At 47.0% G+C, this 15,662-nt stretch carries 11 protein-coding genes, 1 pseudogene and 1 riboswitch; all 12 genes and pseudogenes read left to right on the top strand.

Annotation, left to right across the window (positions count from 1 at the left end; genetic code table 11):
- The first annotated feature begins 183 nt into the window (after nucleotides 1–183).
- The 12 genes and pseudogenes from T456_RS0101190 (at nucleotide 184) to T456_RS18885 (ending at nucleotide 15,654) form a co-directional block, all read left to right on the top strand.
- Nucleotides 184–1,467 carry a glycoside hydrolase family 3 N-terminal domain-containing protein gene (locus tag T456_RS0101190; protein ID WP_024864527.1) on the top strand — a complete coding sequence of 428 codons (1,284 nt, stop codon included), beginning with the start codon at nucleotides 184–186 and terminating at the stop codon, nucleotides 1,465–1,467.
- Nucleotides 1,468–1,561: 94 nt separating this feature from the next.
- Nucleotides 1,562–1,804, top strand: coding sequence for a hypothetical protein (locus tag T456_RS0101195; protein ID WP_024864528.1), 243 nt, complete (start codon nucleotides 1,562–1,564; stop codon nucleotides 1,802–1,804).
- A gap of 105 nt (nucleotides 1,805–1,909) precedes the next feature.
- A complete protein-coding gene (locus T456_RS0101200; protein ID WP_024864529.1) occupies nucleotides 1,910–3,751 on the top strand; it encodes an ABC transporter ATP-binding protein in 1,842 nt (613 codons plus the stop codon).
- 79 nt (nucleotides 3,752–3,830) lie between these two features.
- Nucleotides 3,831–4,817 (top strand): DUF3048 domain-containing protein, encoded by a 987-nt coding sequence (locus T456_RS0101205; protein ID WP_024864530.1) that lies wholly within the window; start codon nucleotides 3,831–3,833, stop codon nucleotides 4,815–4,817.
- A gap of 233 nt (nucleotides 4,818–5,050) precedes the next feature.
- The gene (locus T456_RS0101210) at nucleotides 5,051–7,210 is read left to right on the top strand and encodes an ATP-dependent helicase (protein WP_024864531.1); all 2,160 of its coding nucleotides are present in this window, start codon (nucleotides 5,051–5,053) and stop codon (nucleotides 7,208–7,210) included.
- 113 nt (nucleotides 7,211–7,323) lie between these two features.
- Nucleotides 7,324–7,537, top strand: a riboswitch (cobalamin riboswitch).
- A gap of 124 nt (nucleotides 7,538–7,661) precedes the next feature.
- Nucleotides 7,662–8,858: pseudogene (locus T456_RS24005) on the top strand (sirohydrochlorin cobaltochelatase); the annotation flags it as partial.
- Between the two features lie 778 nt (nucleotides 8,859–9,636).
- Complete coding sequence (locus T456_RS0101225; protein WP_024864533.1) at nucleotides 9,637–10,806, top strand: ABC transporter substrate-binding protein; 1,170 nt, start codon at nucleotides 9,637–9,639, stop codon at nucleotides 10,804–10,806.
- A gap of 13 nt (nucleotides 10,807–10,819) precedes the next feature.
- Entirely contained in the window at nucleotides 10,820–11,824 is a 1,005-nt protein-coding gene (locus T456_RS0101230) for a FecCD family ABC transporter permease (RefSeq protein WP_024864534.1), read from the top strand.
- A complete protein-coding gene (locus T456_RS0101235) occupies nucleotides 11,817–12,569 on the top strand; it encodes an ABC transporter ATP-binding protein (RefSeq protein WP_024864535.1) in 753 nt (250 codons plus the stop codon). The genes T456_RS0101230 and T456_RS0101235 overlap by 8 nt, the downstream gene beginning before the upstream one ends.
- Complete coding sequence (locus T456_RS0101240) at nucleotides 12,562–14,070, top strand: cobyric acid synthase (protein ID WP_024864536.1); 1,509 nt, start codon at nucleotides 12,562–12,564, stop codon at nucleotides 14,068–14,070. Before T456_RS0101235 ends, T456_RS0101240 begins: the two co-directional genes overlap by 8 nt.
- Entirely contained in the window at nucleotides 14,063–15,163 is a 1,101-nt protein-coding gene (locus tag T456_RS0101245; protein WP_024864537.1) for a nicotinate-nucleotide--dimethylbenzimidazole phosphoribosyltransferase, read from the top strand. Before T456_RS0101240 ends, T456_RS0101245 begins: the two co-directional genes overlap by 8 nt.
- Nucleotides 15,160–15,654 (top strand): bifunctional adenosylcobinamide kinase/adenosylcobinamide-phosphate guanylyltransferase, encoded by a 495-nt coding sequence (locus T456_RS18885; protein ID WP_035800926.1) that lies wholly within the window; start codon nucleotides 15,160–15,162, stop codon nucleotides 15,652–15,654. Before T456_RS0101245 ends, T456_RS18885 begins: the two co-directional genes overlap by 4 nt.
- Nucleotides 15,655–15,662 lie beyond the last annotated feature (8 nt).

Below are 15,662 nucleotides of genomic sequence, written 5' to 3' on the forward strand. Positions count from 1 at the left end.
AATGGAAAGATGAGGCTGAGAAATTGGAGGATGGTCCGTTGGACGTAAAAACAATAGAATTAGATGAGTACTCGGCATAAGGGCAGAAGCAGGTAATATAGATGAAGCTTCTGCCCTCGATTATTGTCCGGAACTATGTTACAATATCCCTTAAGAAAAAAGTTTTGGGTTGTGGGGAAAACAATGGCGAGATTAGAAGAACAGGATTTTGATGAAAAGAGGCTGGCTCGAAGGCAAAGAAGGAAACAGAGCCAGCTTATTGCATATATAACACTTGCGGTGACATTGCTGGTTATTATCGGTGGCATTGCCGCCGGCGTACACTTTTTGAGAGCTGCCTTTAAGAAGGCACCGGCAGAGAGCGAGGTAGCACAGCAGGTGACGGAGGCAGAACAGGAGCCTCAGGAGATTGTCATAGAGACTCCGGAGGAACCTGAGCCTCAGGAGATGAGCCAGGACGATCTTCTTAATGAGGTGGTTGAATCGTGTATTTCAGAAATGCCTCTTGAAGATAAGGTGGCGGGTCTTTTCATAGTAACCCCGGAGCAGCTTACGGGAGTCGCAACGGCAGTAAAGGCCGGCAGCGGAACACAGGAAGCTCTTGGCAATTACGCAGTGGGCGGAATTGTTTATTCAGCCAAGAACATCAAATCAGAAGAGCAGATAAAGGAGATGCTGCAGGCAACAGCATCCATGAGTAAGTACCCTATATTTACAGCTGTATTTGAAGAGGGAGCACAGTCTTCTTCGGTAACCTCCTCCATAGGAGTTGAAGGTGTATCCGAGATCACAGATGCCGATTCTGCAGGATACAGTGCAGGTGCCATCGGATCTGCTCTTTATCAGTACGGATTTAATCTTGATATAGCCCCAAATATGGGCATTACGGAAGGTTCACTTTACGGAACCGATGTTGCTTTGGTAAGAGATATTACAACTTCTATGATTACAGGGATCCAGGAGTCAGGTGTTTCAGCCTGTGCCTATGCATTTCCTTTAAAGGGCGATACATCTGCGGCAATGGCTACCAGTGATGCCACCAAGGATCAGCTGGTGGTTGGCGAGTATGAGGTATTCAAGGGAGCGATAGATAATGGCGGCGTTAACGCCATTATGGTTTCTAATATTTCCCTTCCCGAGCTGACAGGTGACAATACACCGGCATCACTCTCAGAGAAAGTCATTCAGGAAGAACTCAGAGGAACCCTTGGTTTTGGAGGAATTGTAATCACGGATTCTCTTAGTGAGGGCGCCATCACAGAGTATTACACCCCATCAGAGGCGGCTATAGCAGCCGTTAAGTCCGGTGCAGACATGATCTATCTTCCTCAGGATTTTACCCAGGCTTACGATGGACTTCTTGCTGAGGTCAAGGACGGAAGCATAAGCGAAGAGCGCATAAATGAATCACTTCGCCGCATTTACAGGATCAAATATTCAGATCGTATCGACCAGATTTCAAATTGATCATTACCCTCCGGCAGAATGTCGGAGGTTTTTTTGCCACGAGGTACTTAAGTTCGTATATAATATTAAGAAGAAGTTCAGGAGGTGTTAACTAATGGGAACAGATGAGAAGAAATTATTAAATGAGGATGTACTTGAAAATGTCAGCGGCGGACTTTTAAAGGCTTCTGATGAGCTTTCACAGAAAAAAGCAGCTTTTGAGAAGGCCTGGGACCTTCTGGGGCTTGATGCCAAGGGATTTTCCGGAATGAGAATGGCTCAGCTTTTTGACGATTGGGAGCTGGCCGGCTTTAAGCCTGATGCTGTAGCATTTTTGAAGGCACAGCTTCTTTCCTGAGAAACATATTTTTAAGAGCAGACGGCAGTGGTCGATTCTTTTGACCACTGCCGTTTTTTCATGATAAAGTATTAAAAAGATATCGAAAAACGGGAGGAAAAGCCTATGGCAGATGGAAGAGGTCACGGGGGACCCTTTGGCAGGGCGTATATGACTGAAGAAGAGAAGGCAAACCAGCCAAAGATCACATTTGCACTTGTAAAAAGAGTAATGTCATACTTAAAGCCTTACGTGTTGCAGCTTCTTCTGGTCATGGTATGCATTCTGATATCTTCGATCCTGAAGCTTTTGCCCTCTATCATCACCGGCAAAATCGTGGATGAGGGACTTATCGGCAGGAATCTTCGTGCCCTGGTCTATTACATACTGGCTTCACTTCTTGCATCCTTTATGGGAAATCTCATAGGTGTTGCGGAGAGCTATCTCAACAACTGGATCGCACAGCATATCACCTACGATATGAGAAACCAGATGTTCAGACATCTTCAGCGCATGTCACAGCGTTTTTTCACCAATAATAATCAGGGCGACATCATTACCAGAATGACCAGTGATATCGCCGGCGTTGAGACGGTGATCGCAAGCACCTTTACATCCATCATCTCCAATATCATGACCCTTACGGTGGCTCTTGTTGCCATGTTCCAAAGAAACTACCTGCTGGCCATAATCGGTATTATCATCGTACCTCTTTTTACCATACCAACAAGAAGGGCCGGCAAGACCAGGTGGACTCTTACAAGAGAATCTCAGGCCTGTAACGATGAGATCAACGGGATACTTAACGAGACCATGTCAGTCAGTGGTCAGCTTCTGGTAAAACTCTTTGGAAAAGAGGAGTATGAGTACGAAAGATACTCCAAGGCCAACGATAAGATGGTCAAGCTCAACATCAGAGAGAAGCTCGCCGGCCGCTGGTTCTTTGTGGTGCTTCATACCTTTACCAGCATAGGCCCCATGCTGATCTATCTTGTTGGCGGCATTTTGATGATCAATCACGGAGCGAACCTGACTGTTGGTGATATCACCGTTATGGTGGCGCTTCTTGGACAGATGTACATGCCGGTGAATTCACTTCTCAACATTCAGGTGGACTGGATGAGGTCCATGGCTCTTTTCTCAAGGATATTTGAGTACTTCGACATGGAGGTGGAGGTCAAGGATCCTGAGAATCCCACAAACCCAAACCTTCGTCACGGAAATATAGTCTTTGACCACGTGCATTTCTCCTATGATGAGTCAAAAGAAATATTGAAGGACATAAATTTTACTCTGAAAAACGGGGACTGTATTGCTATTGTAGGGCCTTCGGGCTCCGGCAAGAGCACCATAATAAACCTTATACCAAGGCTCTACGATGTAGGAAGCGGGCGCATCAAGTGGAACGGCATAGATATAAGGAATATGAGCCTTAATCACCTGCGGGAAGGTATCGGAGTGGTATCCCAGGAGAACTACCTCTTTAATGGCACCATAAGAGAGAATCTTCTGTATGCAAAGCCCGATGCCACTGAGGAAGATATGATAGAAGCCTGCAAAAAGGCCAATATCTATGACTTTATTGAGAAGCAGGAGAAGGGCCTTGATGCTATGGTGGGCAACAGGGGACTTAAGCTCTCGGGCGGTGAGAAACAGCGTATAGCCATTGCGAGAGTTCTTTTAAAGGATCCGGCTCTTTTTATCTTCGACGAAGCAACCTCGGCTCTTGATTCCATTTCGGAGAGCAGGATCCAGGAGGCTATAGAGCCCATCATTGAAACCAGGACCAGTATTCTTATCGCCCACAGGCTTTCAACTATCCTTGAGGCGGATGAGATCCTGGTGGTGGATGATGGCCGGATCGTTGAAAGAGGCCAGCACAGTGAGCTTGTAAAAGCCGGGGGTGTTTATCAGAGACTTTATGAAACCCAGTTTTCAAAGGCATTAGTTGGCGATAACGAAGAATAATCCACGGTTTTCCTTTGTGCAAAAAAGATGGTATAATCGAAATACCGATTCATTTCTTATGAGAGAAGGAGAACTATATATGAAGATAAGGAGAATATTAGCTGCATTAACCAGTATCTTAAGTGTTTGCATGCTGTCTACAACTGTGTATGCGGGGGCATCAGAGTTGACAGGACTTGAGATAAGCGATTCCATTGCAAGCCAGAGACCTGTGGCCATCATGGTGGACAACGAGAAAAAGGCACTCAAACACTACGGAACAGCCGAGGCAGACATTGTTTATGAGATCATGAACAGTACAGCCAATGGCCGTATCACAAGGCTTATGTGCATCTATAAGGACTGGGCAAATCTTGGCCAGACCGGTAGCATCCGTAGCGTACGTACCACAAACGTAATGTTGGCAGATGAGTACAATGCAGTTCTCATTCACGACGGCGGCCCTTTCTACATCAATTCATATCTGGCTCAACCCTACGCAGCACACCTCAGCGGCGGTTTTTCCAGAATTAAGAATGGCAAACCGAGAGAGTTCACAGAGTACTGCTTTGGTTCAGAACTTGTAAGCAGATTTGCAAAGGCAGGTCTTCCTACAACTTATACCATCGGACTTGAGAGAAACTCCCATTTCAACTTCTACGGAGAAGACACATTGCTGCAGGGCGGAAGTTCTGCTGTCAACATCGATATGGGCGCTATCTTCGTTCATAACAAAAGCAGACTGGCTTATAATCCGGGAACAAGAACCTATGATTACTATGATTACGGCACAATCCATACTGATGCAGAGGATGGACAGGTTTTGACATTCAAGAATGTCATCCTTCAGAATGTATCATTCACTCAGCTGGATCCCAACGGATATCTTACCTACAATGTTATCGGTTCAGGAAGCGGCTATTACATCACAAACGGCGCAGTTATTCCTATCACCTGGAAGAAGAACAGCGAGACCGGATTCACACGTTACTACAACGCATCCGGTGCCGAGATCTCCATCAATAAAGGAAAGACTTACATCGGTATCCTTCCTTCCGATACCTGGGGAAGCCTTATTATCAACTGATAGAATTTTGAAGATATGAACAGAGCAGCCTCGCTGATCAAAAGATCATGCGGGGCTGTTTTTTGTTACGGAAATATCTCCTGAATCTGAAAGTCGAAATCCGGAATCCTTTCTCATGGTTTGGTCTTGTCATTGAAAACATTTGTTCGTATAATGTTGTCAGAACAAATGTTTGCGAAATAGTGCAGCTGCAGATGATATTTATGATGATTTGAAAATTCAGGAGATTTAAAATGCAGGATTTACTGGAGCAATTAAATGATGCGCAGAAAGAGGCGGTGACCACAACCGAAGGGTACGTCAGGGTCATAGCAGGAGCCGGAAGCGGCAAGACAAGGGCGCTTTCTGCCCGTTTTGCTTATCTTGTAAACGGCCTTGGAATCATGCCGGGACATATTCTTTGCGTTACCTTTACCAATAAATCAGCCAATGAGATGAGGCAGAGGATACACAGGCTTACGGGAGACAATGACACCGGATATATCAATACCTTCCACGGCTTCTGCGTCTCGGTCCTTCAGGAGGATTCCCATGCGGTGAGCTATCCCAAGAACTTCCTGGTCCTTGATAACTCTGATATCGACGATATGCTTAAGATCATCTACGAGGAGAGGGGATTATCTCTTCGGGATATGACCTTCAGCTCAGCAAGGGACATGTTCGAGATACGTAAGATCTTTGAGGAGCCCGAGTACTACCTTGATATGCTTACCATGCCCCTTGATACTCTCAAGGACAAATATGATTCAGCCACAGAGGTTAAGGACATTCTCTTTTACGGGTATCTTTATCAGGAGAAGAAGTGCTTTGGCCTTGATTACAACGATCTTATCAAATTCAGCCTGTATATATTCAAGGAGAACCCCGATATCAGGCTCAAGTGGCAAAAGCGCCTTGAGTACATCATGATCGATGAATTTCAGGATATTGACAGTCTTCAGTATGAACTAATGGATGTTCTTGCGGGTTATCACAAGAATCTTTTTATCGTGGGAGATCCCGACCAGACCATCTATACCTGGAGAGGCGCCAATGTTAAATATCTTCTGGATTTTGACAAACAGTATCCGGGCGTTAAGACAATTCTCATGAATGACAATTACAGATCTACTCCCCAGATCCTGAAGGCTGTCAATTCCCTTATTGACAAGAATCGCTTCAGGGTTAAGAAGGATCTGGTTCCTACTCTGCCGGACGGGGAGAGTGTGCTCTGCCATCTGGCTCCCAATACGGCAGACGAGGCGGACTGGCTTACCGGGGAGATTCTGGCCCTTAAAGGGAGCGGCGTTCACTACAGGGACATGACCATCCTCTACAGAGCCCACTATGTCACAAGGACTGTGGAAGAGGGGCTTATGAAGGAGAAAATCCCCTATACCATTTATTCCGGAGTTCAGTTCTTTGGAAGACTGGAGATCAAGGATGCCTTATGTTACCTTCGTATGATCGTATATCGCGATGACATCTCCTTCAGGCGTATTGCCAACGTACCCAAGAGAAACCTTGGTAAAAGACGTATGGCTTTCCTGGAGGAATACGCCAGGGACCATAATTGCTCCCTCTATCAGGCTCTTTCGGAGAATCTTGATAATGAACTCATAAAGGGCACCAAGGCCGGTCAATTCATAGATCTGATAGAGAAGTTCTCGGGAAGCTATGAGGGACTTCCTGTATCGGAGGTCCTTGCCAAGATCCTAAATGAAAGTGGATACGAGAAAATGCTAAGGACAGAGGGAGCCCAGGAGAGACTTGATAACCTGGCGGAGCTCAAGCAGTCCGTCTTTGAATATGAGACCACCTGCGGAGAAGAGGTGGGTCTTGAGGACTACCTCAAGCACATAGCTCTTTTTACCAATGCGGATTCCGATGCGGGGCAGGAGGACAAGGTGAGGCTTATGACGGTTCATGCTGCCAAGGGCCTTGAGTTTCCTTATGTTTTCCTGTGCGGCATGAATGAGGGTATATTCCCTTCAAGGAAGGTCCATACCTTAGAGGGAATGGAGGAAGAAAGGCGTATTGCTTTTGTTGCCATGACAAGAGCCAAGAAGAGACTTTATATTTCCGAAGCGGGAGGCAATACCTTTGAGGGAATTCCAAGATATCCTTCAAGATTCATTATGGATATAGACCCGGAGCTTCTGGAATTTACCGAGAAGCCTGATGAGCGCATGATGACCGCGGTCAGGAAGTTTATCGAGAATGACTCAAGGCACCTTAAGGGGGCACAGAAACTGAATCTTCTTGAGAAGGGGCAGCGGGTGGAGCATGTTATTTTGGGAGCCGGGACCATCCTTGATATCAACACCGACGAGGAGAGCTATCTTATAAAGTTCGACGGGATGGAGACTCCAAGGCAGATATCCATGAAGGTAAGGCTAAAGCCACTGGACTAAAAGGGTATTTAAGGCGCTATATGGCTGCAGGGGCAGTTGCCTGCGGTATGGGCACTGCCTGCAGTATGTGCGGTTGCCTGCTTTGGGACCTTGTGCTAAAATGGGTACGAATCTTGATATTGACGACAATCGGTGCCTTCGACTGCAGTATTTATGCAGGGCCGAAGGGTAAAAGGGAAACAGGTTCAAGGCCTGTGCGATCTCGTCACTGTAGGAGAGGAGTCCGGAAGCGGTTCGCTTTTAGCGAAGTCACTGAGGAAACTTGGGAAGATTGCTGACGGATGATGATACTCAAGCCAGGAAACCTGCCGAATGTTCGGGTGCATTAGATCACGAGGAATTGGTCGTACCGGATGAAGGGCTTTAAGGCCTTTCTTTTTGGCGTCCATTTTCCGATGGGCGTTTTTTATTTGCAAGCAATATTGGGAAATAAGATACGAGGAGAGGAAAAATGAAAAAGAAACTATTTGGTATTATTATGGCAACAGTGCTTACTGCCTCCATGGCAGCGGGTTGCGGGAAGGCAGCCCCCGAAGCTGTTTCGGAGGATACTGAGACTGCTGCAGAGACAGATACGCAGCAGGAGCCTGCGGAAGTAGACGATCAGGCTGCAGCTGATGAGGTTGCCGCACTTATTGATGCAATTTATGTTCAGGAGAGAACCGAGACAACAGATGCTGACTGCGCAGCAGCAAAGGCTGCCTGGGATGCTCTTACAGATGCCCAGAAGGAGCTGGTCGAGGGCGAGAATGCAGATCCTGATTATTTCGGAAGAGATACAGGAGATGCCTCCAAGGATGATTCCCTTAATCAGGATGAGATTGGTGAAAACGAGATCCTTGTAGTAAGTTTTGGTACTTCCTTTAATGACAGCAGAGCTGAGGATATCGGAGGAATCGAGAAGGCTGTTGCAGCTGCTTTCCCTGACTGGTCAGTAAGAAGAGCTTTCACTGCTCAGATCATCATCAATCATGTTCAGGCAAGGGACGGTGAGTTCATTGACAACATGGATCAGGCTCTTGAAAGAGCAGTGAACAACGGGGTTAAGAACCTTATCGTTCAGCCAACACACCTTATGCATGGTGCAGAGTATGACGAGCTTGTTGATACCCTGGGAAATTACTCCGATAAGTTTGAAAATGTTTATGTATCAGAGCCTCTTCTTGGCGAGGTTGGCAAGGACGCCAGCATTGTCAATGATGACAAGAAGACCGTGGCAGAAGCTGTTGTAAAGGCTACAGTTGAGGAGTCTTCCTATGATTCTCTGGATGCAGCAGCGCAGGATGGCACAGCAATTGTCTATATAGGACACGGCACATCCCATGCAGCTAAGGTTACCTATTCCCAGATGCAGACTCAGATGAACGATCTTGGATATGAGAACGTATTTGTCGGAACCGTTGAGGGTGAACCTGAAGAGACTTCCTGCGAGAGCATCATCGATGCTGTTCATGAGGCAGGTTACACAAAGGTTGTCATGAGACCTCTTATGGTTGTTGCGGGAGACCATGCCAACAACGATATGGCAGGAGACGATGAGGATTCCTGGAAGTCATTGTTTAACACATCAGGATACTTCGAGAGTGTAGAATGCCAGATTGCAGGTCTTGGAAGAATAGAGGAGGTTCAGAAATTATATATCGATCACCTTAACAGTGTTTCCGGAAATTTTAATATTGCCGGCACTGATGGCAGTGCTTCCGGAGAACTTAAGGACGGAACCTACCTTGCAGACTTTGATACCGATGGTTCCATGTTCCATGTAAATGAAGTATGCGAGGGAAAGGGTACACTTACAGTTAAGAACGGCGAGATGACAATCCATATTGTTATGCCTTCAAAGAATACCGTAAGTCTCTTTGAAGGATCTGCCGAGGATGCCCAGAAGGACGGAGCAAAGCTCATCGAAGCTACCGTGGAGGAAGTAACCTACAGTGATGGTCTCACTGAAGAAGTAAATGCCTTTGACGTTCCCGTTCCCTATCTTGACAAAGAGTTTGATCTTGCCCTGGTAGGAACAAAGGGAAAGTGGTATGACCATAAGGTTAAGGTCTCAAATCCCGAAGCTGCGGAAGCTGCAGCAGATGTTAAGGATGGTGAGTACACCATAGAAGTTACCATGGAAGGCGGTTCAGGAAAGGCTACCATCGAGTCTCCCACAAAACTTGTGGTTAAGGGCGGCAAGATGACAGCAACTATTACCTGGAGCAGCCCCAACTACGACTACATGCTTGTAGACGGACAGAAGTATGAGCCGGTTAATACCGAGGGTAATTCCGTATTTGAGATCCCTGTAGGTGCTCTTGATAAGGATCTTACAGTGATAGGCGACACCACAGCAATGAGTAAGCCTCACGAGGTTGAGTACACACTCAATTTTAAATCCGACTCCATGAAGTGATAGTCAGATGGGAATAGCACCATAAATGAATCAAAAGTTATCTGATAGTTTTAAAAAAATATGTACAGCTCTTTTCCCGGCTCTTATCGCGCTGGTCCTTATGACCGCCTGCGGTAAGGGTCCGGATAGTGCTGTTACCACAAGCAGGAAGACCGGAGAGCTGGAGCTGAAATATGCTGACCAGCTCTTTGTGGATTTTTATGAGGGTGGATATACACATATCCATATTGAGGACGGCACGGATTATGTGCTTATTCCTGAGGGGCAAAGTGAGAGTGATCTTGGGCTTAGTAATCCTGTTATTATTCATCAGCCTCTTAAGGACATATATCTGGCAGCATCTTCCGCCATGGACTTTTTTGTGACTCTGGACAGCCTTGACAGTATAAAGAGCTGCTCCACCAGCGCCGCGGACTATTCCATAGACGAGGTCAAAAAAGCCATGGAAGAAGGAAGGATCGAGTACGTGGGCAAGTACAGTGCCCCGGATTATGAGCGCATCATAAGCTCTGACTGCAACATCGCCATAGAATCCACCATGATCACCCACAGTCCCGAGATAAAGGAAGAACTCACAAGGCTTGGGATCCCGGTGATGGTAGAAAGATCAAGCTACGAGAAAAACCCCATGGGACGACTTGAATGGGTTAAGCTCTACGGCGTTCTTTTGGGAAAACAGAAGGAAGCGGAAGATTTTTTTGACGCCCAGGAGGATAAGCTCTTTGAGGTGAATTCCGCTCTTACGGAAGTCTCTGCAAACAGTGAAGATAAGCCTTCCGTTGCATTCTTTTACATATCCTCAAACGGATACGTTAACGTTAGAAAACCCGGAGATTATGTCTCTTCAATGATAGAAATGGCAGGAGGACAGTATTGTCTTTCTGACCTTAAGGTGGAAAATGAAAACGCCCTTTCAACAATGAATATTAATTGGGAAGACTTCTATGAACTTGCCCATGATGCTGATATTCTTATATATAACGGGACTATTGAGGGAGAGCTCTCCTCGGTGGAGGACCTGATAGACAAGAATCCTCTTTTTGCTGATTTCAAGGCAGTGAAAGAAGGAAAGGTCTACAGCACCAATGCGGACATGTTTCAGAAGAGCAGCAGCATCGTGGATGTTGTTGTGGACATGTATAAGGTCATAAGCGGGCAGGGCGGCGCCGACCTTAAGTACATTATCAAATTGTAACTTTGGAGCATCCATGAAAAGACATTGTATTCTATATGCAATCTTAATAATACTGGTACTGCTGCTGATGGTGCTCTGTATCTGTGTTGGCAGCGTGGACATCAGCCCTTTTGAGATACTGCATCTTTTTGCCTCAGGAGATCACAGCACCACGGCAGGAAAGATCCTGTTTGACATAAGACTTCCAAGAACGGTGGAGGCACTGTTTCTGGGAGGAGCTCTTGCTCTTTCAGGGTATCTTTTGCAGACCTTTTTCTCAAACCCCATTGCCGGCCCATACATCCTTGGCATCTCTTCGGGGGCGAAGCTCGTGGTGGCGCTTCTTATGGTGGCTTCTCTTAAGGCAGGATTTGTCATGAACTCCTGGATGCTGATCGTATCTGCCTTTGCAGGGTCCCTCATCGCAACCGGATTTGTGCTGGCTGTTTCCACAAGAGTAAGATCCATGTCGGTCCTTGTTGTCTGCGGCGTAATGGTGGGGTATATCTGTTCAGCGGTTACTGAGCTTTTGGTGACCTTTGCCGACGATGTAAACATTGTGAATCTTCACAACTGGGCTCTTGGAACCTTTTCCTCAGCGGCCTGGAGAGATGCTTTTTACTACATTCCAATCTCAATGGCAGGTCTTATTGCTGCCTTTATGATATCCAAGACCATGGAAGCCTATATGTATGGCGAGAATTATGCCACAACCCTTGGCATAAATGTCAGGGCCTTCAGAACAGTACTGATAATATTGTCCAGTATCCTTTCGGCAACGGTCACAGCCTTTGCGGGACCAGTGTCATTTGTGGGAATAGCTATGCCCCATGTGGCAAGACTCCTTTTTAAATCCGGAAGACCAAAGGTTATAATACCGGCATCTTTCCTTATGGGAAGTGCATTCTGTCTTTTCAGTGACCTTATTGCCAGAAGCCTCTTTTCCCCAACGGAGCTGTCCATCAGCACGGTGACGGCAATCTTTGGAGCTCCCGTGGTGGTATCCATGATGATAGGCAGGAGGAAACAGTATGGCTGAGATACAATTTGAAAAAGTTTCCCTTGGATATCAGAAAAAAGAGCTGCTTAAAGACATTGACCTTTCGGTGGATAAAGGAAAGATCACAGCCCTTATCGGCCCCAACGGTGCGGGCAAATCCACTATCCTTAAGGCGGCCGCAGGGCTCCTTGATCCTATGAAGGGCAGGATCCTTATCAAGGGAAAAGAGCTGCAAGAATATAAGAGCAGTGACCTGGCGAGGATAATGTCCGTGATGCTGACAGAAAAGGTTGCTTCGGACTATGAGACCTGCTTTGATGTGGTAAGAGTCGGTCGCTTCCAATACACGGATATGTTCGGAAGGCTGACAAAAGAAGATAAAGAGGCAATAGACCGGGCAATGGAGATGATCGGAGTAAAAAACCTTGCAGGCAGGCTGTTTAAGAGTCTCTCCGACGGTCAGAAGCAGAGGGTGCTTCTTGCAAGGGCAATTGTGTCTGATCCGCAGATCCTCATACTTGATGAGCCCACCAGCTTTCTTGATATGGGATATAAGACCGAGTTCTTCGATGTACTTAAGGCGTATGTGGCAGAAAGAGAAGCCTGCGTTCTTATCTCCATGCATGAGATAGAACTGGTGAAGAAGGTGGCGGATGTTGCCGTTTCCATAACCCATGATAATAAACTGGAAAAGTGCGGAAACCCCGGGGATATACTGACACCGGAGTACCTGGAACAGCTCTTTTCCATGAGCAGCGGAAAATATAAAGAATACTATGAGTAATGATAAGAGAAGACCAAAGTTCATAATGGTACAGGGCACCATGTCAAACGCGGGAAAGAGCCTTCTTGTGGCGGGGCTTTGCCGGGTCCTTAAAAAGGACGGCTTTAAGGTGGCTCCCTTTAAATCCCAGAACATGGCCCTTAATTCCTGCATCACTGAGGATGGGCTGGAGATGGGAAGAGCGCAGGTAATGCAGGCCCAGGCCGCCGGGATTAAGCCCTCGGTATACATGAACCCCATCCTTCTTAAGCCCACAGACGATGTGGGAAGCCAGGTGATTGTTAACGGCAAAGTCGTTGGCAACATGAAGGCCAGGGACTACTTTGAATACAAGAAGCAGCTGGTGCCGGATATCCTGGCCGCTGTAGATAAGCTCTCGGAAGAATATGAGGTGATAGTAATCGAGGGCGCCGGTTCTCCTGCAGAGATCAACTTAAAAGAGAACGACATAGTAAATATGGGAATGGCCGGGCTTGTGGATTCACCTGTAATACTTGTGGGTGACATTGACAGAGGCGGGGTTTTTGCCCAGCTCTACGGTACAGTGGAACTTCTTGAACCCGGGGAAAAGAGCCGGATAAAGGGGCTTGTGATCAACAAATTTCGCGGAGATAAGAGCATCCTTGATCCCGGCATTGAGATGATAGAAGAAAAGACAGGGATAAAGGTCGTGGGAGTTTTGCCCTACGGTGATTTTAAGCTGGAGGATGAGGATTCCCTGACGGAGCGCTTTGACAAGGCAGACCGCGGCCTTATAGACATTGCGGTCATAAGGCTTCCTCATATTTCCAATTTCACAGACTTTAATGTCTTTGATGAGTATGACGAGGTATCGGTCAGGTATGTTACAAGCGCAAGGGACCTTGGCAACCCCGATATCATAATGCTCCCCGGAAGCAAGAGCACTATTGCAGATCTTAAGTGGCTTATTGAGCGGGGCTTTGAAACTGCCATAAGAAAGTATGAAGGATCCGGCGGAATTGTTTTTGGCATCTGCGGAGGTTTTCAGATGCTTGGGGAAGATGTCTGCGATCCTGATGGAGTTGAGAGCGGCGGCAGCATAAGGGGACTTGGACTTCTTCCTATTTCCACAACCCTTACAGGTGGTAAGGTGAGGAGCCTTACTGAGGGCGTTGTGGAGGAGCCGACAGGTCTTTTGTCCGGATTAAAAGGGAAAAGATACAGCGGCTACGAGATACATATGGGTAAGACGGTTCTTGCAGAAGGTGCGCAGGCAATGCCCTTTACAGCCGGCGGGACAGGATACTGCAAAGGCAATGTCTACGGAACCTATATCCACGGCTTTTTTGACGAGGCGGAAATTGTCAGGGAGATGGTGGAGAGACTGGCAGCCAAAAAGGGAGTGAGCCTTTCAAAAAACAATCCGGAAAGCTATGAAAAGTTCCGGGAAAAACAGTTTGATAAGCTGGCGGACATGATAAGAAAGTACATGGACATGGATGCCATATACAGGATGATCGGAATAGATAAGAATGAGTGATTTTAGAGACAGTCTTTCCCTGGAGGAGCTGCTTTCTCTTAAGGCAGGTGTTCCGGACGGGAAAATCTACAACAGCATAAAGAAGAGGTGGGACGGGATTTCAAAGCCCATCGACGGCCTCGGAGACTTTGAAGAAGTCATCTGCAGGATCGGGGCTATTCAGGGCAGGGAATTGCCAAGTCTTGATAACAGGTATGTTGTGATCATGTGCGCCGATAACGGCATTGTTGACGAGGGAGTATCCCAGACCGGGAAGGAAGTCACTTATCAGGTGGCAAGGATGCTGGGAGAAGGCACAAGCACTGCAAATACCCTGGCTAAAAAGGCAGCTGCAAAGGTCATGGCTGTGGACATGGGAATTGATTGCAGGGATGAGATCCCGGGAGTTCTTCCCCTTAAGGTTGCAGAAGGAACCGGAGATTTCCTTAAGGAAAATGCCATGACTAAAAAGCAGGGTCTCATGGCCATAGGTTCCGGAATCGACCGGGCAAAGACTCTTAAGGGAATGGGCGCAGACATTGTTGTATCCGGAGAAATGGGGATAGGCAATACCACAACTGCTGCAGCGCTCCTTTCACTTCTTACCGGAGATGACGGAAGCTCTTTTGTCGGAAGAGGGGCAGGCCTTGATGATAATGGGCTTATGCGGAAGAAGGAAGTTATTCTTGAAGCAGTAAAAAAGTACGGAGACGGTAAGCCTTCACTTGATGACAAAGATAGGGCCTTTAAATATCTTTGCGAAGTGGGCGGCTTTGATATAGCAGGGCTTTGCGGGCTGTTTATCGGCTGCGGCATATATGAACTCCCCGTAGTTATCGACGGAGTGATAACGGCGGTGGCGGCTCTTTTGGCAAAGTGTTTTGTTCCGGGAACGGAGAAGTACATGATAGCGGCCCATAAAGGCAGGGAGAAGGGGCTTTCAAAGGCCCTGGAACTGCTCAGGCAAAGACCTTTCATCGGCGGGAATATGGCCCTGGGAGAGGGGACAGGAGGCATAATGCTTCTTCCCCTTCTGGACCTTGCGCTGGATTTTTATAAGTCTGCATCTACCTTTGAGGCAGGCGGGATCAGGGAGTATACGAGATTTTCATGATGACACTGGTAGTCGGCCGCCCCGGAAGCGGCAAATCGAAACTGGCTGAAGATATAGTTCTGGAGCTTTCAAAGGGTCAAAGAAGGATATACATTGCCACCATGATCCCCTTCGGGGAAGACGGGCAAAGACGCATCGAAAGACACAGAAAGCTGAGGGAAGGCAAAGGGTTTGAAACTGTGGAATGCCCTGTGGATCTTTACAGCATAAGCGGACTTGAGGGCTCGGTATGCCTTCTTGAATGCGTATCAAATCTTGTGGGAAACGAGATGCACGAAGAGGAGAAAACGACCTGGAGCGCCAGGAAAGTTGCAGACTTTGTATTTGAGGAGATCCTTGATGTGAAAGAGCGGGCATCGGAGATTGTTGTTGTTACCAATGAATTTGAAGAGGAAGAGGGCTTTGATGAAGAGACCCTGAGATACATAGAGATTACCGGCCTTGTAAATGAGAAGCTTAAGGCCGCAGCAGACAGAGTTGTGGAGGTATGACAGGAATT

Source organism: Butyrivibrio sp. FCS014, from assembly GCF_000526935.1.
Taxonomy (GTDB): Bacteria; Bacillota; Clostridia; order Lachnospirales; family Lachnospiraceae; genus Butyrivibrio.